General features: G+C 66.0%; 21 protein-coding genes. All 21 read left to right on the top strand.

The genetic code is table 11. The annotated features are described in order from the left end of the window. Positions 1-605 (top strand): cobalt-precorrin-6A reductase (locus F6S12_RS23340; protein WP_315869364.1); only part of this gene is annotated, 605 nt, incomplete at its 5' end. Between the two features lie 183 nt (positions 606-788). After that, positions 789-1,091, top strand: a complete 303-nt coding sequence (locus F6S12_RS23335) for a type II toxin-antitoxin system RelE/ParE family toxin (protein ID WP_015633982.1) — start codon at positions 789-791, stop codon at positions 1,089-1,091. Positions 1,092-1,094: 3 nt separating this feature from the next. Beyond that, positions 1,095-1,385, top strand: a complete 291-nt coding sequence (locus tag F6S12_RS23330) for an addiction module antidote protein (protein WP_015633981.1) — start codon at positions 1,095-1,097, stop codon at positions 1,383-1,385. 100 nt (positions 1,386-1,485) lie between these two features. Then, positions 1,486-1,884, top strand: coding sequence for a DUF2946 domain-containing protein (locus F6S12_RS23325; protein ID WP_041115680.1), 399 nt, complete (start codon positions 1,486-1,488; stop codon positions 1,882-1,884). Positions 1,885-1,933: 49 nt separating this feature from the next. After that, a complete protein-coding gene (locus F6S12_RS23320) occupies positions 1,934-2,428 on the top strand; it encodes a copper chaperone PCu(A)C (RefSeq protein WP_236185701.1) in 495 nt (164 codons plus the stop codon). A 55-nt stretch (positions 2,429-2,483) separates the two neighbouring features. Continuing rightward, the gene (locus tag F6S12_RS23315) at positions 2,484-2,894 is read left to right on the top strand and encodes a DUF2946 domain-containing protein (protein WP_065364904.1); all 411 of its coding nucleotides are present in this window, start codon (positions 2,484-2,486) and stop codon (positions 2,892-2,894) included. A gap of 88 nt (positions 2,895-2,982) precedes the next feature. After that, the gene (locus tag F6S12_RS23310) at positions 2,983-5,115 is read left to right on the top strand and encodes a TonB-dependent copper receptor (RefSeq protein WP_011059016.1); all 2,133 of its coding nucleotides are present in this window, start codon (positions 2,983-2,985) and stop codon (positions 5,113-5,115) included. Between the two features lie 99 nt (positions 5,116-5,214). After that, positions 5,215-6,597, top strand: a complete 1,383-nt coding sequence (locus tag F6S12_RS23305) for a PepSY domain-containing protein (RefSeq protein WP_315869363.1) — start codon at positions 5,215-5,217, stop codon at positions 6,595-6,597. 155 nt (positions 6,598-6,752) lie between these two features. Next, entirely contained in the window at positions 6,753-8,882 is a 2,130-nt protein-coding gene (locus F6S12_RS23300) for a TonB-dependent receptor (RefSeq protein ID WP_315869362.1), read from the top strand. Positions 8,883-8,923: 41 nt separating this feature from the next. Then, complete coding sequence (locus F6S12_RS23295; RefSeq protein ID WP_053156130.1) at positions 8,924-9,712, top strand: ABC transporter ATP-binding protein; 789 nt, start codon at positions 8,924-8,926, stop codon at positions 9,710-9,712. After that, positions 9,709-10,668, top strand: coding sequence for an ABC transporter substrate-binding protein (locus F6S12_RS23290; RefSeq protein WP_123431187.1), 960 nt, complete (start codon positions 9,709-9,711; stop codon positions 10,666-10,668). Before F6S12_RS23295 ends, F6S12_RS23290 begins: the two co-directional genes overlap by 4 nt. Then, positions 10,665-11,675 (top strand): FecCD family ABC transporter permease, encoded by a 1,011-nt coding sequence (locus F6S12_RS23285; protein ID WP_053148830.1) that lies wholly within the window; start codon positions 10,665-10,667, stop codon positions 11,673-11,675. The genes F6S12_RS23290 and F6S12_RS23285 overlap by 4 nt, the downstream gene beginning before the upstream one ends. 149 nt (positions 11,676-11,824) lie before the next feature. Beyond that, positions 11,825-12,124, top strand: a complete 300-nt coding sequence (locus tag F6S12_RS23280; protein ID WP_053148827.1) for a hypothetical protein — start codon at positions 11,825-11,827, stop codon at positions 12,122-12,124. Positions 12,125-12,349: 225 nt separating this feature from the next. After that, complete coding sequence (urtA, locus tag F6S12_RS23275; protein WP_019094029.1) at positions 12,350-13,615, top strand: urea ABC transporter substrate-binding protein; 1,266 nt, start codon at positions 12,350-12,352, stop codon at positions 13,613-13,615. Between the two features lie 147 nt (positions 13,616-13,762). Next, a complete protein-coding gene (gene urtB / locus F6S12_RS23270) occupies positions 13,763-15,265 on the top strand; it encodes an urea ABC transporter permease subunit UrtB (RefSeq protein ID WP_011059008.1) in 1,503 nt (500 codons plus the stop codon). Continuing rightward, positions 15,265-16,344, top strand: a complete 1,080-nt coding sequence (gene urtC, locus F6S12_RS23265) for an urea ABC transporter permease subunit UrtC (protein ID WP_011059007.1) — start codon at positions 15,265-15,267, stop codon at positions 16,342-16,344. Before urtB ends, urtC begins: the two co-directional genes overlap by 1 nt. Continuing rightward, positions 16,341-17,201 (top strand): urea ABC transporter ATP-binding protein UrtD, encoded by an 861-nt coding sequence (gene urtD / locus F6S12_RS23260; RefSeq protein WP_011059006.1) that lies wholly within the window; start codon positions 16,341-16,343, stop codon positions 17,199-17,201. The genes urtC and urtD overlap by 4 nt, the downstream gene beginning before the upstream one ends. A 103-nt stretch (positions 17,202-17,304) precedes the next feature. Further along, entirely contained in the window at positions 17,305-18,003 is a 699-nt protein-coding gene (gene urtE, locus F6S12_RS23255; protein WP_123397731.1) for an urea ABC transporter ATP-binding subunit UrtE, read from the top strand. A gap of 30 nt (positions 18,004-18,033) precedes the next feature. After that, positions 18,034-18,873, top strand: a complete 840-nt coding sequence (locus F6S12_RS23250; protein WP_015633968.1) for an urease accessory protein UreD — start codon at positions 18,034-18,036, stop codon at positions 18,871-18,873. 57 nt (positions 18,874-18,930) lie between these two features. Continuing rightward, positions 18,931-19,233: an urease subunit gamma gene (ureA, locus tag F6S12_RS23245; protein WP_011059003.1), complete on the top strand. Its 303-nt coding sequence runs from the start codon at positions 18,931-18,933 to the stop codon at positions 19,231-19,233. A 9-nt stretch (positions 19,234-19,242) separates the two neighbouring features. After that, positions 19,243-19,706 (top strand): GNAT family N-acetyltransferase (locus F6S12_RS23240; protein WP_315869361.1); only part of this gene is annotated, 464 nt, incomplete at its 3' end.

Here is a 19,706-nt window from a genome sequence, read left to right as displayed (position 1 = left end):
TACGGGTCGGCGGCTACGGCGGCGCCGAGGGCCTGGCGCGCTTTATCCGCGAGCAGCGGATCGGCCTGCTGCTGGATGCCACCCACCCCTACGCAGCACAGATCAGCGCCAATGCCGTGGCCGCCGCGAAGAGCGCTGGCGTGCCCTGCTGGGCCTTGCGGCGCCCGGCCTGGCAGCCTCAACCGGGTGACGACTGGCGCGAGATCGACGGCTGGGCGCAACTGGTGGAGGCCCTGCGCCCCTTCAAGCGGCCACTGTTCACCCTGGGCCGCGAGCCCCTGCAGCACCTGGATGAAATTCCCCCCGGGCAATTCTGGACCCTGCGCGCCCTGGAGGCCTGCCCGGGCAACGAGCACTGCGAAGTCATAGGTGCCCGCGGGCCGTTCCTGATCGAAGACGAGCGGCAGTTGTTCGCCCGCCGGCAGATCGACGTGCTGATCAGCAAGAACAGTGGCAGCAGCGCCACCGAACCCAAGCTGGAAGTGGCCCGCGAGCGCGGGCTGCCGGTGCTGGTACTCAAGCGTCCGGACCTGCCCGAAACGGATCGCAATTTCAGCAGCACGGCCCAGTTGCTGCTGGCCCTGGGCTTGCCGGATAAAGCCTGACAGACAAAACCATCGCGCCCCACAGCAACATGGGAAACCCCTGGCAGCGCGCGCCAACTCCTTGCTTTAGCCTTCCTTGAACAGCCTCAGTGACGCCGGCGCCGGGCAGGACCGCCTGTCGCTTCACTGGGTTTTTCGCGGGCAAATGGGTTGCCGCGACGTATCCCAAGGAATACATTTTCCATGTTCGTTTTCGAGCAGACTCCTGAGTTCAGCCGCTGGCTGCTGAACCTGAAGGACCCGCAAGGGAAAACCCGTGTACTGGCCAGGATCCGTGCCGCACAGCTGGGCCGTTTTGGCGACTGCGAACCTGTGGGCGAAGGCGTCCACGAGATGCGCATCCACCGCGGTCCGGGTTACCGGGTGTACTTCTCGCGCCGCGGCAAAGTGATCTACCTGCTGTTGATCGGCGGCGACAAGGCCACCCAGAAACGCGATATCCAACGGGCCAGGCAACTGGCCTGCGACCTCAAGAGCGAGGGCTGAAACATGCGCACCCCAGTGACCCGCTTCGACGCGGCGGAGTACCTCAAGACCCCTGAAGACATGGTCGCCTACCTCAACGCCTGCTTCGAGGAAGACACCGGCGACGGCGTGCTGATCCGCGCCGCACTCAACGACATCGCCCGTGCCCGCGGCATGACCCAGGTCGCCCGTGACACCGGCCTGGGCCGCGAAAGCCTGTACAAGGCCCTCGGCAGCCAGGGCAACCCGGAGTTCGCGACTATCATCAAGGTGATGAAGGCCCTGGGGTTGAAGATCAACGTCAGCAACGCCTGAACCGCTCCTGCGACACCACACCGCACACGGTGTTTTTTTACTTATCCACAGCGATCAGGCTAAATACCCGCCTGATCGCTCAACCGACGGATCGCCCACCATGTCCCGACAACGGCTCGCATTTGCCTGGATCGCCTGCTTCGCAGTGCTGTTCAACATGCTTGCCATGCCGCTTTCCGGGGCCATGCCGCGCAGCGATTCGGGGCTGGACGAGCAACTGCTGTGGGGCAGCTTCTGCTCCTCCACCGGCACCAAGCTGGTGGCCATTTCCCTGGGCAAGCTCGACCAGCAAGCGCCGCAGAACGACGACCATTCCACCATGCAGCACTGCTGGTGCTGCTCCGGCTCGCCGCCGCTGGTGGCCTTGCCCGGGCACGTTCCCCAGCTGTCTTTCACCCGCTTCGCAGTCCAGCCGGGCGCACCGCAACCGCAGGTAGAACGGCTCACCCTGCGCCAGCAATGGCCCAGCCTGAACCCCGGTGCCCCGCCTCTGGCATGATTCCCTTTCGCAAGTGATCTGCGTCTTTGAATCGTTCTGGAGAACTCACATGTTCAAACCATCCCTGGTCAAGCAATCCCTGCTGCTGGCCGCACTGCTGCTGCCTGCCTGTTTCGCCACCGCCCACGACTACAAGGCCGGTGACCTGCAGATCGCTCATCCCTGGTCTCAGGAACTGCCGCCGAACGCGCCCACCGTGGCCGCGTACTTCGTGGTGCACAACCCGGGCAAGAACGCCGACACCCTGCTCAGCGTCGACTCGCCGATCGCCGGCAAGGCCGAGCTGCACGAGCACGTCAAGCAAGGCGACATGATGAAGATGCAACAAGTGGCCAAGGTGGCGGTGCCCGCCGGTGGCGAGGCGACCTTCGCCCCCATGGGCTACCACGTGATGCTGCTGGAGCTCAAAGACCGCAGCCTGCTCACCGACGGCAAGCGTTTCCCGCTGACCCTGCACTTTGAAAAAGCCGGTGACGTCACGGTCGAAGTGGCGGTGCAGAAGCAGGCGCCGGACGCCATGCAAGGGCATATGCACGCCCAGTAAGCACTGACCGGCCCTCTCCGTGAACGCCCCGCACGCGCCTGGCCGCAGGCGGTCCGTGCCGCGCCGCGACTCGTCTGGAGTCCGCCGCGGCAGCTGGATCAGCCTGTTCGCCATGCTGATGATCTTTATCGGCCCGTTGATCTCCCAGTCGATGCCGATGGATCACGCGATGCCGATGAACATGTCCGTTTCCATGGACATGGGCGACGCTGCGCCCGGCTGCCACGGTGAAAGCCCGCACCATGCACAGAAGGGCAGATCCCAGGGCGAAGAGCATGTGCTCTGGGAAAAATGCGGCTATTGCAGCCTGCTGTTCAATTGCCCGGCGCTGCCTTCGGCGCTGTCGTTCGCCGCTCTGTTCACGCCGCCCACACCGTATTTCCTGATCCCCGCCACGCGCCTGGGCCACGCCCGGCAGACCGTGTTCCCCGGCGCCCTGACCCGGGCCCCACCGTTCCTCGCCTGAGTCTTCAGCTCATCTCACACGGCCGGCTGTCAGCGCGACAGACGCGTACCTGCGGCCGCGTCATTCAAGACCGAACGATGGAACATCTATGTTTTCTGCCGACTCTCGCCTGGGCGTTGCCCAGCCACTCAAGACCTTCGCCCTGAACCCTGCGCGCCAGCACTTCAACCGCGCCCTCGCGGTCCTCTGCGGCGCTCTGCTGACGCCCCTGGCGCTGGCCGACGATGCCGCAACGGACCACTCCCGGCACAGCACCGAACTGAGCCCGACGGTGATCACCGCCATCGCCCCCAGCTCGCCCCTGACCGTGGTCACCAACCCCAAGGACCCGCGCCAGCCGGTGCCGGCCAGTGACGGCGGCGACTACCTCAAGACCATTCCCGGCTTTGCCCTGGTGCGCAACGGCGGCACCAACGGCGACCCGGTGCTGCGGGGCATGTTCGGCTCGCGGCTGAACATCCTCACCAACGGCGGCATGATGCTCGGCGCCTGCCCGGGCCGCATGGACGCGCCGACCTCTTATATCTCTCCGGAAACCTACGACCGGCTGACCGTGATCAAGGGCCCGCAGACCGTGCTCTGGGGCCCGGGCGCCTCGGCCGGCACGGTGCTTTTCGAGCGCGAACCGGAACATTTCGGCGAACTCGGCACCCGGGTCAATGCCAGCCTGCTGGCCGGCTCCAACGGGCGCTTCGACAAGACCCTGGATGCCGCTGCCGGTGGCCCCCTGGGTTATGTGCGGGTGATCGGCAACACCGCCCACGCCGACGACTACCGCGACGGCAACAATGACACCGTGGCCTCGCGCTATGACAAGTGGAACGGTGACGTGGCCCTGGGCTGGACCCCGGACGCCGACACCCTGCTGGAACTCACCGCCGGCAAGGGCGATGGCGAAGCCCGCTACGCCGGGCGCGGCATGGACGGCTCGCAGTTCAAGCGCGAAAGCCTGGGCCTGCGTTTCGAGAAGTCCAACCTTGGCGAGGTGCTGGACAAGGTCGAGGCCCAGGTCTACTACAACTACGCCGACCACGTGATGGACAACTACAGCCTGCGCACCCCATCCGGCACCGGAATGATGGCCGGCCCCATGGCCTCCAACGTCGACCGTCGCACCCTCGGGGCGCGGATCAAGGCCACCTGGCGCTGGGCCGACCTGCAACTGATCGGCGGCCTGGACGCCCAGACCAACGAACACCGCAACCGCGCCAGCAGCGGCATCGACACCTACAAGGAGTTGCCCCGTACCAAGGACGCCGACTTCCACAACTACGGAGCCTTCGGCGAGCTGACCTGGTACGCCGCCGAGCGTGACCGCATGATCACCGGCGCGCGCCTGGACCGCGCCTCGGCCAAGGACTACCGGCAAAGCATCGGCTCGGGAATGATGACCCGCCCCAACCCCACCGCCGGCGACACCCGGGCCGATACCCTGCCCAGCGGCTTCGTGCGCTACGAGCATGACCTGGCCGACAGCCCGACCACGCTCTACGTCGGCCTTGGCCACACCCAGCGCTTCCCCGACTACTGGGAGCTGTTCTCGCCGAAAATGGGCCCGGCCGGCTCGGTGAACGCCTTCGATTCGATCAAGCCGGAAAAGACCACCCAGCTCGACTTCGGCCTGCAATACCAGGGTGAAGACCTGGAAGCCTGGGCCTCGGGCTACATCGGCCAGGTGCGCGACTACATCCTCTTCGACTACAACTCGAAAATGATGGGCATGAGCACCTCTCGGGCCGAGAACATCGACGCCCGGATCATGGGCGGCGAACTGGGCGCGGCCTACAAGCTGACCTCCAACTGGAAAGCCGACGCGACCCTAGCCTACGCCTGGGGCAAGAACAGCAGCGACGGCAAGGCCCTGCCACAGATGCCGCCGCTGGACGCGCGCCTGGGCCTGACCTACAGCGAGGACGACTGGAGCGCCGGGGCCTTGTGGCGCGTGGTCGCCGCGCAGAACCGGGTGGACCTGAACAAGGGCAACGTGGTCGGCAAGGACTTCGGCAAGAGCGGCGGCTTCGGCGTGTTCTCCCTCAACGGCGCCTACCGGGTGACCAAGAACCTCAAGCTCAGCACCGGGGTCGACAACCTGTTCGGCAAGGCCTACGCCGAGCACCTGAACCTGGCGGGCAATGCCGGCTTCGGCTACCCGGCGACGGACCCGCAAGCCATCAAGGAACCGGGGCGCACGCTCTGGACCAAGGTTGACCTGAGTTTCTGATGCCCCTTCGCCGGCACGCCGTCTCCTTGTCGCAGGAGCCGGCTTGCCGGCGAACAGCCCCCATAAGAAAAGATCCACAGCCCTGCGGAGCCTTCCCCGATGAACCGACCCAAAGTGTCTTTCTACAACCTGGCCTGGCGCTGGCATTTCTACGCCGGGCTGTTCGTCGCCCCCTTCATGGTGATGCTGGCCCTGACCGGCATCGTCTACCTGTTCAAACCGCAGCTGGACCCGCTGATGTACCCCAGCCTGCTCAAGGTGCCTGCCGCCCACCACAGCCTCAGCGCCGATGAGCTGTTGCAACGGGTTCAGGCCGCCTACCCCCAGGGCCATATCAAGCAGTACCTGCCCCCTGTGGATGCCGAGCGCAGCGCGCAGTTCGTGGTGCAGCACAAAGGCCAGGAACTCAATGTATTCATCGACCCCTACCACGGCGACGTGCTCGGCGAGCAGGATGCCAAGGGCAACCTGCAGGCCATGGCCCGGGCCATTCATGGCGAGCTGATGATCGGCACCCCGGGTGACCGGCTGGTGGAACTGGCCGCGAGCTGGGGCATTGTCCTGGTGGTCTCGGGCCTGTACCTGTGGTGGCCGCGGGGCAAGTCTTCGGCCGGGCTACTCTGGCCACGCTGGAATGCCCGCGGCCGCCTGTTCTGGCGTGACCTGCACGGTGTGCTGGGTTTCTGGGGCTCGGCCTTCCTGCTGCTGATGCTGCTCAGCGGCATGACCTGGACCGGCTTCTGGGGCAAGCAGTACGCCGACCTGTGGAACCGCTTTCCGGCGGCCATGTGGAACGACGTGCCGACCTCCGACCAGCAGGCCGGAGAGCTCAACAGCGCCAGCCGCCAGACCGTGCCCTGGGCCCTGGAAAACACCCCCATGCCGATGTCCGGCGACCACGCCGAGCACATGGCCCACAACGCCGGCAATACCGCTCCGGCCGTCCCCGCCATCAGCCTGCAGGCTGTGCAGGACATCGCCCGTCAGCGCCAGGTCGAAGCGGGCTACAGCATCACCCTGCCGAGCACGGCGACAGGGGTATTCACCATCGCCGTATTCGCCGACGACCCGCGCCACGACGCCACCCTGCACGTCGACCAGTACAGCGGCCAGGTGCTCGCCGATGTGCGCTGGAAGGACTACAGCAACGTGGCCCGGGCCACCGAGCTGGGAGTGATGCTGCACGAAGGCAAGATGTTCGGGCGCTTCAACCAGATCCTGGTGCTGGTGGTGTGCCTGATGATCCTGCTCGGCGCCGTGAGTGGTCTCATCATGTGGTGGCAACGACGGCCCCAGGGCCGGCTCGGCGTACCACCACTGCGCCACGACCTGCCACGCTGGAAGACCGCAATGCTGGTCATCGGCCTGCTGGCCCTGGCCTTCCCGCTGGTGGGGGCTTCGCTGGTCGTGGTCTGGCTGCTGGACCGCCTGCTGCTATCGCGCTGGAACCGTGATCCTGAATCAGCCTCATCTTCAACATGAATCAGCCGAGATGCGCATTCCAGAGGGCTCTGTACACTCCGCGCGCTTCAGTCGCGCACAGTTATAATGTTACTTTATAACGCTTGGTGTAAGATCCCCGCCCGCAGCCTCATCCGCTGCGGGCAACCCTCTGGAAAAAGTGATTCACCGTCCCGATGAACAAGTACCTGCTGCCCAGCCTCTGCCTGATGGCCCTGACTTCCCCGGCCCAGGCCGACGGCTCCGCCCTGACCCTGCCCACCGGCACCATCTCCGCCGCCGCCAGCGAAGCCGACGACAGCATCCGCCTGGCCACCCCCACCAGCGCCGGTTCGCGCCTGGGCCTGAGCGCCCTGGAAACCCCGGCCAGCACCGACAGCCTGAGCGGCGATCGAATCCGCGCCCGGGGCGATCGGAGCATCCAGGACGCGGTATCGCGCAGCGCCGGCATCAGCCGCACCGGCACCCCGGGCGACGGCGGCACCTCGCTGTCGGCACGGGGCTTTACCGGGCAGAGCTCGGTAATGCAGCTGTATGACGGCAACCGCATGTACACCGGCATGGGCACCGTGACCTTCCCGGTGGACACCTGGGCGGTGGAGCGGGTCGACGTGCTCCGCGGCCCGGCCTCGGTGTTGTACGGCGAAGGCGCCACCGGTGCGGTGATCAACACCGTTGCGAAAAAGCCGTTCAGCGGCGAAATCGAAAACCACCTGCGCCTGGGCTACGGCTCCTTCGATCGCCAGCAGCAGGCCCTGGACAGCGGCGGCTCCCTGAGCGACACCCTGAGCTACCGGCTCAACCTCAACCGCGAACGCAGCAACGGCTGGATCGACCGGGGCGATTCCTCCGGCGACTTCGTCAGCGCTGCCCTGCGCTGGCAGGCCCGTGACGACCTGGCCTTCACCCTGGCCCACGACTACGGCGACCAGAACCCGATGAACTACTTCGGCACGCCGCTGATCGACGGGCGTTTACACAAGAGCCTGCGGGACAAGAACTACAACGTCGGCAACGACAAGCAGCACTACAACGACCAGTGGACCCGCCTGACCAGCCAATGGCAGATTTCCGACAACCTCAGCGCCAGCAACGAGCTGTACTACCTCAAGGCCCAGCGCCGCTGGCAGAACGCCGAGAGCTACAACTTCAACAGCCTGGGCCGGCAACTGACCCGCAGCGGCAACTTCGGCATCGGTCACCAGCAGGAACAGGTCGGCGACCGCCAGACCTTCACCTTCAAGCACTCGCTGCTGGGCCTCGACAGCCAGACCCTGACCGGGGTCGACTACAACCGCATCCGCTTCCACATGAAGAGCAACTCGCCCTTCATCGACAGCTTCAGCAACGGTCAGCCGGTGGACCTGTACCATCCGGCCCCGGACGACTTCGCCAGCGACAGCCCCTACCGCGACCAGTTCAAGACCACCACCAGGCAGATGTCGGTGTTCGCCGAAAACCGCCTGCAGCTCAGCGAGCGCTGGTCCCTGGTGAGCGGTGTGCGCCGCGACTACGTGCATATTGATCGCGATGACTTGAAGGACGACAGCCGAAGCGACAAGACCCTGACCGGTAACAACTGGAAGGCCGGGCTGGTGTTTGCGGTGACCCCGGACACCTCCCTCTATGGCCAGTACTCCACCAGCACCGACGGTGTCGGCGGGCTGATTTCCCTGAGCAAGAGCCAGCAGCAATTCGAACTCTCCAGCGCCAGGCAGACCGAGATCGGCCTCAAGCAGATGTTCTGGGACCAGCGCGGCGAATGGACCCTGGCGGCCTATCACATCGTCAAGAAGAAGCTGCTGACCGATGTCCCGGGCGACCCGGACCTGAAACAGCAGGTGGGCCAGCAATCCTCCAACGGCCTGGAAGCCAGCCTGGACCTGCAACTGCCCCGCGCCTGGCAACTGCAGGCCAACGCCGCCATCGTTCGCGCCCGGTACGACGACTTCCAGCAGGACGTCGACGGCGTGCAGGTCTCACGCGACGGCAAGCGCCCGGTGGACGTGCCCCGGCGCACCGCCAACCTGTGGCTGAGCAAGGCCCTCGACGATGACCTGCGGGCCGGCGCCGGAGTGCGCTACGTAGACGCACGCTACGCCGACATGGCCAACCGGAATCAGTTGCCCAGCTACACCGTGGTGGATGCCGCGCTGTCGTGGAAAGCCCTGCCCAGCACCACCCTGGGCCTGCAATTGAACAACCTGTTTGACCGCCAGTACGCGCAAAGCCAATACAATGACGGCCAGCAATGGATACTCGGCGAGCCGCGCTCGTTCTTCGTCACCGCTGACTACACCTTTTAACCTCACCTGCGGCCACCGCGCGGGGACCACACGGATACGGCATGACCTCGCTGAACCTCACCAACCTGGCCTGGACACCCTTGGGCCAGGGCCACTGCCACCACCAGTTCCAACTGCGTGAGGCCAGCCTGCAGGTGGCGGCCGGCGAGTTCGTCGGCCTGATCGGGCCCAACGGCAGCGGCAAGACCAGCCTGTTGCGCTGCGCCTATCGCTTCAGCAAGCCGCAGCAGGGCGAGGTGCAGCTTGAGCATCAGAATGTGTGGAAGCAGTCGCCGCGCTGGTGCGCGCAACGCATCGCCGTGGTCCTCCAGGAGTTTCCCGACGCCTTCGGCCTGACTGTGGAAGAGGTGGTCGCCATGGGCCGCACCCCGCACAAGGGCCTGTTCGACGGCGACACCCAGGACGACCGGCGCATCGCCCGCGAGGCCCTGGAATCGGTGGGCCTGCTGGGCTTCGAGGACCACGCCTTCGCCACCCTGTCCGGCGGTGAGAAACAGCGGGTGATCCTGGCCCGCGCCCTGGCCCAGCAACCCCAGTTGCTGATCCTCGACGAGCCCACCAACCACCTCGACCCGCGCTACCAGCTGGAGTTGCTGCAGCGGGTCAAGCGCCTGGGCATCGGTACCCTGGCGAGCATCCACGACCTGAACCTGGCCGCAGCCTTCTGCGACCGCCTGTATGTCCTCGACCATGGGCGCATCGTCGCCAGCGGCACGCCCGGCGAGGTGCTCACCGTCGAGTTGCTGCGCAACGTCTTCGGCGTCGAGGCGCTGATCGACGCCCATCCCCTGTCCGGCTACCCACGAATCACCTGGATCACCCAACCATGACCTTGCGCTCCCTGCTTCGCTCCAGCCTGCTCCTGGCCCTGTCTCTGGGGGCCGCCCAGGCCTTCGCCGAGGCCACCCATTACCCGCTGACCATCACCAGCTGCAACCGCGAAGTGACCTTCAAGCAAGCGCCGAAACACGCCCTCAGCCATGACATCAACATGACCCAGATGATGCTCGCCCTGGGGCTCAAGCCACGCATGGTGGGCTACAGCGGGATCAGCGGCTGGAAGGCCGTGACCCCGCAGATGAGCGCCCTGCTCGACGGCCTGCCGGAACTGGCGGCCAAGTACCCGTCGGTGGAAACCCTGCTCAATGCCAACGTCGACTTCTTTTTCGCCGGCTGGGACTACGGCATGCGCGTGGGCGGCGACCTCACGCCCCAGACCCTGGCGCCGCTGGGGATCAACGTCTACGAGCTGACCGAGTCCTGCGCCTTCGTGATGAAGCGCCCGGCCGCCAGCCTCGAGGACACCTACACCGACCTGCGTAACCTCGGGCGGATCTTCGACGTGCAGGATCGCGCCAACGCCCTGATCGCCCGGATGCAGGAGCAGGTGGCCCAGGTACAGAAGGACCTGCCCAGGGACAAGCCGCGGGTATTCCTCTATGACAGCGGCGAAGACCGGGCCATGACCTCGGGCCGCCTGGGCATGCCCCAAGCCCTGATCGATGCCGCCGGAGGGCGCAACATTCTCGATGACGTCGAGGCCAGCTGGACCCGGATCAACTGGGAGACCGTGGTCGAGCGCAACCCGCAGGTGATCGTGATCGTCGACTACAGCGAAGTCAGCGCCGAGCAGAAGCAGCAGTTCCTGCTGAACAACAAGGCCCTGCAAGGAGTCGATGCGATCAAGAACCAGCGCTTCATCGTCATCCCCTATGTGCAGGCCACGCCGGGCATCGACAACGTGCTGGCGGTGGAAACCCTGGCCAAGGGTTTCCACGGCGAATGACCAGTCCCCGCTATGCCGCACTGTTGATGGCCCTGGGCGCCCTGCTGCTGGCGTCCTGCGTGGTGTCCCTGGGCTTTGGCCCGGCGCGGGTGCCGGTGGAGGTGGTGGGGCGCATTCTGTTGCACAAGGCCCTGGGCCTGGGCGTTGTGGACTGGAGCCCGGGCCAGGAGCACATCGTCTGGCTGATCCGCGTGCCGCGCATGCTCCTGGGGGGCCTGGTGGGTGCCGGGCTGGCACTGATCGGCGCGGTGCTGCAGGCGGTGACCCGCAACCCGCTGGCCGACCCGCACCTGCTGGGGGTGACCTCCGGCGCCACCCTCGGTGCGGTGATCGTGGTGCTGCACCTGGGCCAGGTCATCGGGCTTTTGACCCTGCCCCTGGCGGCCTTTGTCGGCGCCCTGCTGAGCATGGCGCTGGTGCTGGGGATCGCCGCCCGCAACGGCCGCCTCGACAGCGACCGGCTGTTGCTGTGCGGGGTGGCGGTGTCGTTCGTGATGATGGCCGCGGCCAACCTGCTGCTGTTCATGGGCGACCACCGCGCCAGCTCCGCAGTGATGTTCTGGATGCTCGGCGGCCTGGGCCTGGCGCGCTGGGAACTGCTGGCGATCCCCGCCGCCAGCGTGCTGCTGGGGCTGGTGTTGCTGCTGGGCATGGCGCGCCCGCTGAACGCCCTGATGGCCGGCGAGCAGACCGCCGTGACCCTGGGCCTGAACGCGCGCAATGTGCGCCTGAAGGTGTTCCTGATTGCCTCGCTGATGACCGGAGTGCTGGTGTCCATCAGCGGCTCCATCGGTTTTGTCGGGCTGATGGTGCCGCACATTGCCCGGCGCCTGGTGGGCGCCGAACACCGCCGGCTGCTGCCGGTGTGCGTACTGCTGGGCAGCGTGTTCCTGGTCTGGGTGGATGTGGCTGCGCGCACCCTGATCGCCCCCGAGGACCTGCCCATCGGCGTGGCCACCGCGGCCATCGGCGGGGTGTTCTTCATCGGCCTGATGCGCCGCCGCTGACTGTGCCCGCCTCTGTAGGAGCCGGCTGGCCGGCGAAGGCGCTCGTGAGCCTTGTGCAAGGTTCGAAGGCCTCTTCGCTGGCCAGCCAGCTCCTACAATCGTCGCCCTTGCTTTAAGATCGCGCGCTTGGATCTCTCAGGATGAGTCTCATGTTCAGAACCGCATTCTTGGCCTTGCTGCTCGGCACAGCCCTTGGCGCCCAGGCCGACACCTCGGTCGACGTCTCGAAAATCTACGGCAACATCCAGATCGTCAACAGCTTCCCCGACTACAAGGTCAAGGTGGTGAACTCCTTCCCCGACCTGAAGGTGAAGCAGGTCAACTCCTTTGCCGACGCGCCGGGCAAGTGGAAAATCGTCAACAGTTTTCCCGACTACAAGATCCAGATCGTCGACTCCTTTCCCGACTTCACCATCAAATATGTCGATTCCTTCCCGGGCGTGAACTGAAGCCACCCCCAGGCCACGGCTGCCGCCCAGCGGCAGCACCACAATGACGCACCCCGACGCACCAGCCCCTTGCCCAAGCCTCGTCTTGGGGCATCACCTCCCCCGCCCGCGCCGTTAAAGCGACGTTTTCATGCCTTGCGCCGACTCGGCACACCCCTTGCAAAACAGCCCTTCAGCAGTCCGCATCTACCACCTGAAAAATCAAGAGTTCATGGAGATCGCACAATGAAGCGTCGTAGTTTGCTCAAGGCTTTCACTCTCACGGCAAGCATTGCCGCGATGGGCATGACCTGGACCGTCCAGGCCGCCGAAACCATCAAGGTGGGGATCCTGCACTCGCTGTCGGGCACCATGGCGATCTCCGAAACGTCCCTCAAGGACATGGCGCTGATGACCATCGACGAAATCAACGCCAAGGGCGGGGTCAACGGCAAGCTGCTGGAACCGGTGGTGGTGGACCCGGCCTCGAACTGGCCGCTGTTCGCCGAGAAGGGCCGCCAGTTGCTGACCCAGGACAAGGTGGCGGTGGTATTCGGCTGCTGGACCTCGGTGTCGCGCAAGTCGGTGCTGCCGGTGTTCGAGGAGCTCAACGGCCTGCTGTTCTACCCGGTGCAGTACGAAGGCGAAGAGATGTCGCCCAACGTCTTCTACACCGGCGCCGCGCCGAACCAGCAGGCGATCCCGGCGGTGGAATACCTGATGAGCGAGGACGGCGGCAGCGCCAAGCGCTTCTTCCTCCTGGGCACCGACTACGTCTACCCGCGCACCACCAACAAGATCCTGCGTTCGTTCCTGCACTCCAAGGGCGTGGCCGACAAGGACATCGAAGAGGTCTACACCCCGTTCGGCCACAGCGACTATCAAACCATCGTCGCCAACATCAAGAAGTTCTCCGCCGGTGGCAAGACTGCGGTGATCTCCACGGTCAACGGTGACTCCAACGTGCCCTTCTACAAGGAACTGGCCAACCAGGGCCTGAAAGCCACCGACGTGCCGGTGGTGGCCTTCTCGGTGGGCGAGGAAGAACTGCGCGGCATCGACACCAAGCCCCTGGTGGGCAACCTCGCGGCCTGGAACTACTTCGAGTCGGTGGATAACCCGGTGAACCAGAAGTTCGTCGCCGCCTGGAAGGCCTACGCCAAGGCCAAGAACCTGCCGGGCGCGGACAAGGCGGTGACCAACGACCCGATGGAAGCCACCTACGTCGGCATCCACATGTGGGCCCAGGCGGTGGAGAAAGCCAAGTCCACCGATGTCGACAAGGTTCGCGAGGCCCTGGCCGGGCAGACCTTCGCCGCCCCTTCGGGCTACACCCTGACCATGGACAAGACCAATCACCATCTGCACAAGCCGGTGATGATCGGCGAGATCCAGCCCGACGGTCAGTTCAACGTGGTCTGGCAGACCGAAGGCCCGATCCGTGCCCAGCCCTGGAGCCCGTTCATCCCGGGCAACGACAAGAAGCCGGACTACGCGGTCAAGAGCAACTGATCCGAACCTGACGCCTTCCCCGTAGGAGCGAGCTTGCTCGCGACGAGGTCCGCAGGACCTCCAACGAAAACCGCCCGGCTGGCCGCTGCGCGGATCGCGAGCGAGCTCGCTCCTACAGGTTATCCGGGCGCTTTCAAGGACACCGATATGCCCACTGCCCTCTACCGTTTGATCCTCGCCGGCCTGCTGTTACTGCCATGGACGGCCCAGGCCGGGGATGCCGAAGACTTCGTCGCCGGCAACTCCGGCGAGCAGGCCCGGCTCCTGGAAACCTGGGCCGCGCAGCCCGACCCGGCGCGCCTGGAACTGCTCAACGCCCTGCAGCAGGGCCAGTTGAACATCGCCGGCGAAAGTAGAACCCTGCGCCTGAACAACCGCCTGCGGGGCCTGATCGACAGCGCCCTGGCCAGCCACCAGTTGCTCGCCAGCGACGCCAACAGCCGTCTGGCCGCCGCCCGCCAACTGCAGAAAAGCGCCAAGCCGGCGCAACTGAAATTCCTCGATGCCCGACTGGCCGCCGAGCAAGCCCCGGACGTGCACGATGCCCTGAGCCTGGCCCTGGCCAACCTGCAACTGGTGGACAGCGACCCGGCGGTGCGCCTGGCCGCCGTGCGCCTGCTGGGGGAAACCGGCGACCCGCTGGCCCGTACCCGCCTCGAAGGCCTGCTCGAACCCGGGGTCGAAGCCGATGCCGCGGTACGCACCGCGGCCGAAACCAGCCTGGCCCAGGTCAAGCGCAAGCTGCTGGTGGGCGAAGTGCTGGGCCAGGCCTTCAGCGGCCTGTCCCTGGGTTCGATCCTGTTGCTGGCGGCCCTGGGGCTGGCCATCACCTTCGGCCTGCTGGGGGTGATCAACATGGCCCACGGCGAGATGCTGATGCTCGGCGCCTACGCCACCTATGTGGTGCAGTTGCTGTTCCAGCGCTACGCCCCGCAGGCCATCGAGTACTACCCGCTGCTGGCACTGCCGGTGGCGTTCTTCGTCACCGCCGGGATCGGCATGGCCCTGGAGCGCACGGTGATCCGCCACCTCTACGGCCGGCCCCTGGAAACCCTGCTGGCCACCTGGGGCATCAGCCTGATGCTGATCCAGCTGGTGCGCCTGCTGTTCGGCGCGCAGAACGTCGAAGTGGCGAACCCGGCCTGGCTCTCCGGCGGCATCCAGGTGCTGCCCAACCTGGTACTGCCCTACAACCGCATCGTGATCATCGCCTTCGCGCTGTTTGTCGTGGTGCTCACCTGGCTGCTGCTGAACAAGACCCGCCTGGGCCTGAACGTGCGCGCGGTGACCCAGAACCGCAACATGGCCGCCTGCTGCGGCGTGCCCACCGGGCGCGTGGACATGCTCGCCTTCGGCCTCGGCTCGGGCATTGCGGGCCTGGGCGGCGTGGCCCTGAGCCAGATCGGCAACGTCGGCCCGGACCTGGGCCAGAGCTACATCATCGACTCGTTCCTGGTGGTGGTACTCGGCGGGGTCGGGCAACTGGCCGGCAGCGTGCTGGCGGCCTTCGGCCTGGGGGTGGCGAACAAGATCCTCGAACCGCAGATCGGCGCCGTGCTCGGCAAGATCCTGATCCTTGCGCTGATCATTCTGTTTATCCAGAAACGCCCGCAGGGACTCTTCGCACTGAAAGGACGGGTGATCGACTGATGAATCAACCACTGCTCATTACCGCCACCCAGAAAGCCGGGCCCAGGGTCACGATCACCGTCGGGGCGTTGCTGCTCCTGGTGCTGCTGGCCCTGCCGCTGCTGTCGCTGCTACCGGCGGACAACCCGCTGCAGGTCTCGGCCTACACCCTGACCCTGGTGGGCAAGATCCTCTGCTACGCCATCGTCGCCCTGGCCCTGGATCTGGTCTGGGGCTACGCCGGGCTGCTGTCCCTGGGCCACGGCCTGTTCTTCGCCCTGGGCGGCTACGCCATGGGCATGTACCTGATGCGCCAGGCCGCCGGGGATGGTCTGCCGGCCTTCATGACCTTCCTTTCCTGGAGCGAACTGCCCTGGTACTGGGCCGGCACCGAGCATTTCCTCTGGGCCCTGTGCCTGGTGGTGCTGGCCCCGGGGCTGCTGGCCCTGGTGTTCGGCTTCTTCGCCTTCCGCTCGCGGATCAAGGGCGTGTACTTCTCGATCATGACCCAGGCCCTGACCTTCGCCGGGATGCTGCTGTTCTTTCGCAACGAGACCGGCTTTGGCGGCAACAACGGCTTTACCAACTTCCGCAGCATCCTGGGCTTCGGCATCACCGAACCGGGCACCCGGGCGGTGCTGTTCCTGGCCACGGTGGCGCTGCTGGTGGGCAGCCTGTACCTGGGCTGGCGCCTGGCCCGAAGCAAGTTCGGCCGGGTGCTGACGGCCCTGCGCGACGCCGAGAACCGCCTGATGTTCTGCGGCTACGACCCGCGCGGCTTCAAGCTTTTCGTCTGGGTCCTGAGCGCCGTGCTGTGCGGCCTGGCCGGGGCCCTGTACGTGCCCCAGGTGGGCATCATCAACCCCAGCGAAATGTCCCCCACCAACTCCATCGAGGCCGCCGTGTGGGTCGCCCTGGGCGGGCGCGGCACGCTGATCGGCCCGCTGCTGGGGGCCGGTGTGGTCAACGGCATGAAGAGCTGGTTCACCGTGGCCTTTCCCGAATACTGGCTGTTCTTCCTCGGTGCGCTGTTCATCGTCGTGACCCTGTACCTGCCCAAGGGCGTGATCGGCCTGCTGAACAAACGAGGTGAACAATGAGAGTCACAGCAACGGCGGACTTCATGCTCGAACCCATTCTCGACACCAACAAGGACGCCGGCACCAGCCGCGACGCCATCGGCCTTGGCCACGCCGCCGGCAAGGGCCTCAACACCCGCCACGGCACCATCCTGACCCTGGAGGACATCAGCGTCAGCTTCGATGGTTTCAAGGCCCTCAACGACCTCAACCTGTACATCGGTGTCGGCGAGTTGCGCTGCATCATCGGCCCCAATGGCGCCGGCAAGACCACCCTGATGGACGTGATCACCGGCAAGACCCGCCCCTCCCGGGGCAAGGCCTGGTTCGGCGAAACCCTGGACCTGACCCTGATGAGCGAAGTGCAGATCGCCCAGGCCGGGATCGGCCGCAAGTTCCAGAAACCCACGGTGTTCGAGGCCCTGAGCGTGTTCGAGAACCTGGAGCTGGCGCAGAAGACCGACAAGTCGGTGTGGGCCAGCCTCGGGGCACGCTTGAGCACAGAACAGCAGGACCGCATCGCCCAGGTGCTGGAGACCATTCGCCTGAGCCCTTCGGCTCAACGCCAGGCGGGCCTGCTGTCCCACGGCCAGAAGCAGTTTCTGGAGATCGGCATGCTGCTGATGCAGGACCCGCAACTGCTGTTGCTGGACGAACCGGTGGCGGGTATGACCGACGCCGAGACCGAATTTACCGCCGAGCTGTTCAAGACCCTGGCGGGCAAGCACTCGCTGATGGTGGTGGAACACGACATGGGCTTTGTCGGCTCGATTGCCGACCACGTCACCGTGCTGCACCAAGGCAGCGTGCTGGCCGAAGGCTCCCTGGAACAGGTGCAGGAAAACGAACGGGTGATCGAGGTTTACCTCGGCCGTTAGCGCAACCGCCGTTCGCCGGCAAGCCGGCTCCTACCCCTCCCGCAGGAGCTGGCTGGCCAGCGAAGACCGCCCCGCAATCCCCACAAAACTCGAGTACCCGACCATGCTCCAAGTCGACCAGTTGCACCAATACTACGGCGGTAGCCACATCCTGCGCGGCCTGAGCTTCGAGGCCCGGATCGGTGAAGTCACCTGCCTGCTGGGGCGCAACGGCGTGGGCAAGACCACCCTGCTCAAGTGCCTGATGGGCCTGCTGCCGGCCAAGGAGGGCGCGGTCAACTGGGAGGGCCGGGGCATCACCGGCTACAAGCCCCATCAGCGCGTCCACGCCGGGATCGCCTACGTGCCCCAGGGCCGGGAAATCTTCGGCCGCCTGACCGTGGAGGAAAACCTGCTGATGGGCCTGTCCCGCTTCCCCGGCTCCCAGGCCAAGGAAGTGCCGGCCTTCATCTACGAACTGTTCCCGGTGCTGTTGCAGATGAAGCAGCGCCGTGGCGGCGATCTCTCCGGCGGCCAGCAGCAACAACTGGCCATCGGCCGGGCCCTGGCCAGCCGCCCGCGCCTGCTGATCCTCGATGAGCCCACCGAAGGCATCCAGCCCTCGGTGATCAAGGAGATCGGCGCGGTGATCAGCAAGCTCGCGGCCCGGGGCGACATGGCGATCCTGCTGGTGGAGCAGTTCTACGACTTTGCCGCCGAACTGGCCGACCAGTACCTGGTGATGTCCCGGGGGGAAATCATCCAGCAGGGCCGCGGCGAAAATATGCAGGCCGAGGGTGTACGCGGCCTGGTTACGATCTAATCTGTAGCCTCCTAACGATAACGACCCAGCATGAACCTACCTGCCGCCACCGCCCTGTTCACTCCCAGCTGGCACGCCGAACTGGAGCTGGCCTATGCCCGTTGCGGCGCCACCACGCGCCCGGTGCTGCGCCGCCACCTGGGCCCGCTGCGGGTGCAGAAGCACCTGTATGCCGAAGGCCCCGAGGTTTGCCAGCACATCATCGTCCACCCGCCCGGCGGCATTGCCGGCGGTGATCGGCTGGCCATCAGCGCCCGGGTCGACAGCGGGGCCTGGGCCCAGTTGACCAGCCCCGGGGCGGCCAAGTGGTATCGCGCCACCGGCCCGGCCAGCCAGGCCCTGAACCTGCAGGTAGCGCCGGGCGCGACCCTGGAGTGGCTGCCCCAGGAAACCATCGTCTTCAGCGCTGCCCAGGCCGAGCTCACGACCCGCATCGAATTGCAGGGCGATGCCCGGCTGTTCTACTGGGACATCATTGCCCTGGGGCGCCCGGCCAGTGGCGAGCGGTTCGAGCAGGGCCATTTCCAGGCCCACCTGGACCTGTACCGCGACGGCCGGCCGCTGTGGCATGAACGCCAGCGCATCGGCGGTGGCGACGGCCTGCTGGATTCCCCCATCGGCCTGGATGGCCAGCCGGTGTTCGCCACCTTGCTGGTGACCGGTGAAATCGACAGCGAACTGCTGGAACGCTGTCGCGCCCTGGCACACCCGGTACGCGGCGACCTGAGCCAACTGCCGGGCCTGCTGGTGGCCCGCTGCCTGGCCAGCGAAGCTCTGCAGGCCCGGGCCTGGCTGATCGAGCTGTGGCGCCTGCTGCGCCCGGCGCTGCTGGGCCGCGAAGCCAGGCCACCCAGAATCTGGAACACCTGACCCGCATGCCCTTTTCCACTGCACCTTTTTCTACTGCCTGACAACGGATTGACCACGATGGATCTGACCCCACGCGAAAAAGACAAGCTGCTGATCTTCACCGCCGGCCTGGTGGCCGAGCGGCGACTGGCCCGCGGCCTCAAGCTCAACTACCCGGAAACCATGGCCTATATCTCCGCGGCGCTGCTCGAAGGCGCCCGGGACGGGCAGACCGTGGCCGAACTGATGCACTACGGCACCACCCTGCTCAGCCGCGAGCAGGTGATGGAAGGCATCCCGGAGATGATCCCGGACATCCAGGTGGAAGCCACCTTTCCCGACGGCACCAAGCTGGTCACCGTTCACCAACCCATCGCTTGAGGCCGTGCCATGACCTATCGCATCCGCGATGCCCTGCATGCCGACCTGCCGGCGATCCGCGACATCTACAACGACGCCGTGCTCAACACCACGGCGATCTGGAACGAGCAACCGGTAGACCTGGGCAACCGCCAGGCCTGGTTCAGCGCACGCCAGGCCCAGGGCTATCCGATCCTGGTGATCATCAACGCCGAGGAGCAGGTGCTCGGCTACGCTTCCTTCGGCGACTGGCGGCCTTTCGACGGCTTCCGCCACACCGTGGAACATTCGGTCTATGTGCGCAGCGACCAGCGCGGCAACGGCCTGGGCCCGCAGTTGATGGCGGTGCTGCTGGAGCGCGCCCGGGGCTGTGGCAAGCACGTGATGGTGGCCGCCATCGAGAGCGGCAACAGCGCCTCGGTCCGTCTGCATGAGCGCCTGGGGTTCATCAGCACCGGGCAGATGCCTCAGGTGGGCACCAAGTTCGGGCGCTG

The organism is Pseudomonas sp. JV245A (genome assembly GCF_032424515.1).
Classification (GTDB): domain Bacteria; phylum Pseudomonadota; class Gammaproteobacteria; order Pseudomonadales; family Pseudomonadaceae; genus Aquipseudomonas; species Aquipseudomonas protegens.
Note: the sequence above shows the minus strand (reverse complement) of the source record. Positions and strands in the feature narration are given on the sequence as shown.

Coding starts and splice junctions, on each gene's coding strand:
- F6S12_RS23335 (WP_015633982.1), top strand. CDS start 789: ATGTTCGTTTTCGAGCAGACTCCTGAGTTCAGCCGCTGGCTGCTGAAC.
- F6S12_RS23330 (WP_015633981.1), top strand. CDS start 1,095: ATGCGCACCCCAGTGACCCGCTTCGACGCGGCGGAGTACCTCAAGACC.
- F6S12_RS23325 (WP_041115680.1), top strand. CDS start 1,486: ATGTCCCGACAACGGCTCGCATTTGCCTGGATCGCCTGCTTCGCAGTG.
- F6S12_RS23320 (WP_236185701.1), top strand. CDS start 1,934: ATGTTCAAACCATCCCTGGTCAAGCAATCCCTGCTGCTGGCCGCACTG.
- F6S12_RS23310 (WP_011059016.1), top strand. CDS start 2,983: ATGTTTTCTGCCGACTCTCGCCTGGGCGTTGCCCAGCCACTCAAGACC.
- F6S12_RS23305 (WP_315869363.1), top strand. CDS start 5,215: ATGAACCGACCCAAAGTGTCTTTCTACAACCTGGCCTGGCGCTGGCAT.
- F6S12_RS23300 (WP_315869362.1), top strand. CDS start 6,753: ATGAACAAGTACCTGCTGCCCAGCCTCTGCCTGATGGCCCTGACTTCC.
- F6S12_RS23295 (WP_053156130.1), top strand. CDS start 8,924: ATGACCTCGCTGAACCTCACCAACCTGGCCTGGACACCCTTGGGCCAG.
- F6S12_RS23290 (WP_123431187.1), top strand. CDS start 9,709: ATGACCTTGCGCTCCCTGCTTCGCTCCAGCCTGCTCCTGGCCCTGTCT.
- F6S12_RS23285 (WP_053148830.1), top strand. CDS start 10,665: ATGACCAGTCCCCGCTATGCCGCACTGTTGATGGCCCTGGGCGCCCTG.
- F6S12_RS23280 (WP_053148827.1), top strand. CDS start 11,825: ATGTTCAGAACCGCATTCTTGGCCTTGCTGCTCGGCACAGCCCTTGGC.
- urtA (WP_019094029.1), top strand. CDS start 12,350: ATGAAGCGTCGTAGTTTGCTCAAGGCTTTCACTCTCACGGCAAGCATT.
- urtB (WP_011059008.1), top strand. CDS start 13,763: ATGCCCACTGCCCTCTACCGTTTGATCCTCGCCGGCCTGCTGTTACTG.
- urtC (WP_011059007.1), top strand. CDS start 15,265: ATGAATCAACCACTGCTCATTACCGCCACCCAGAAAGCCGGGCCCAGG.
- urtD (WP_011059006.1), top strand. CDS start 16,341: ATGAGAGTCACAGCAACGGCGGACTTCATGCTCGAACCCATTCTCGAC.
- urtE (WP_123397731.1), top strand. CDS start 17,305: ATGCTCCAAGTCGACCAGTTGCACCAATACTACGGCGGTAGCCACATC.
- F6S12_RS23250 (WP_015633968.1), top strand. CDS start 18,034: ATGAACCTACCTGCCGCCACCGCCCTGTTCACTCCCAGCTGGCACGCC.
- ureA (WP_011059003.1), top strand. CDS start 18,931: ATGGATCTGACCCCACGCGAAAAAGACAAGCTGCTGATCTTCACCGCC.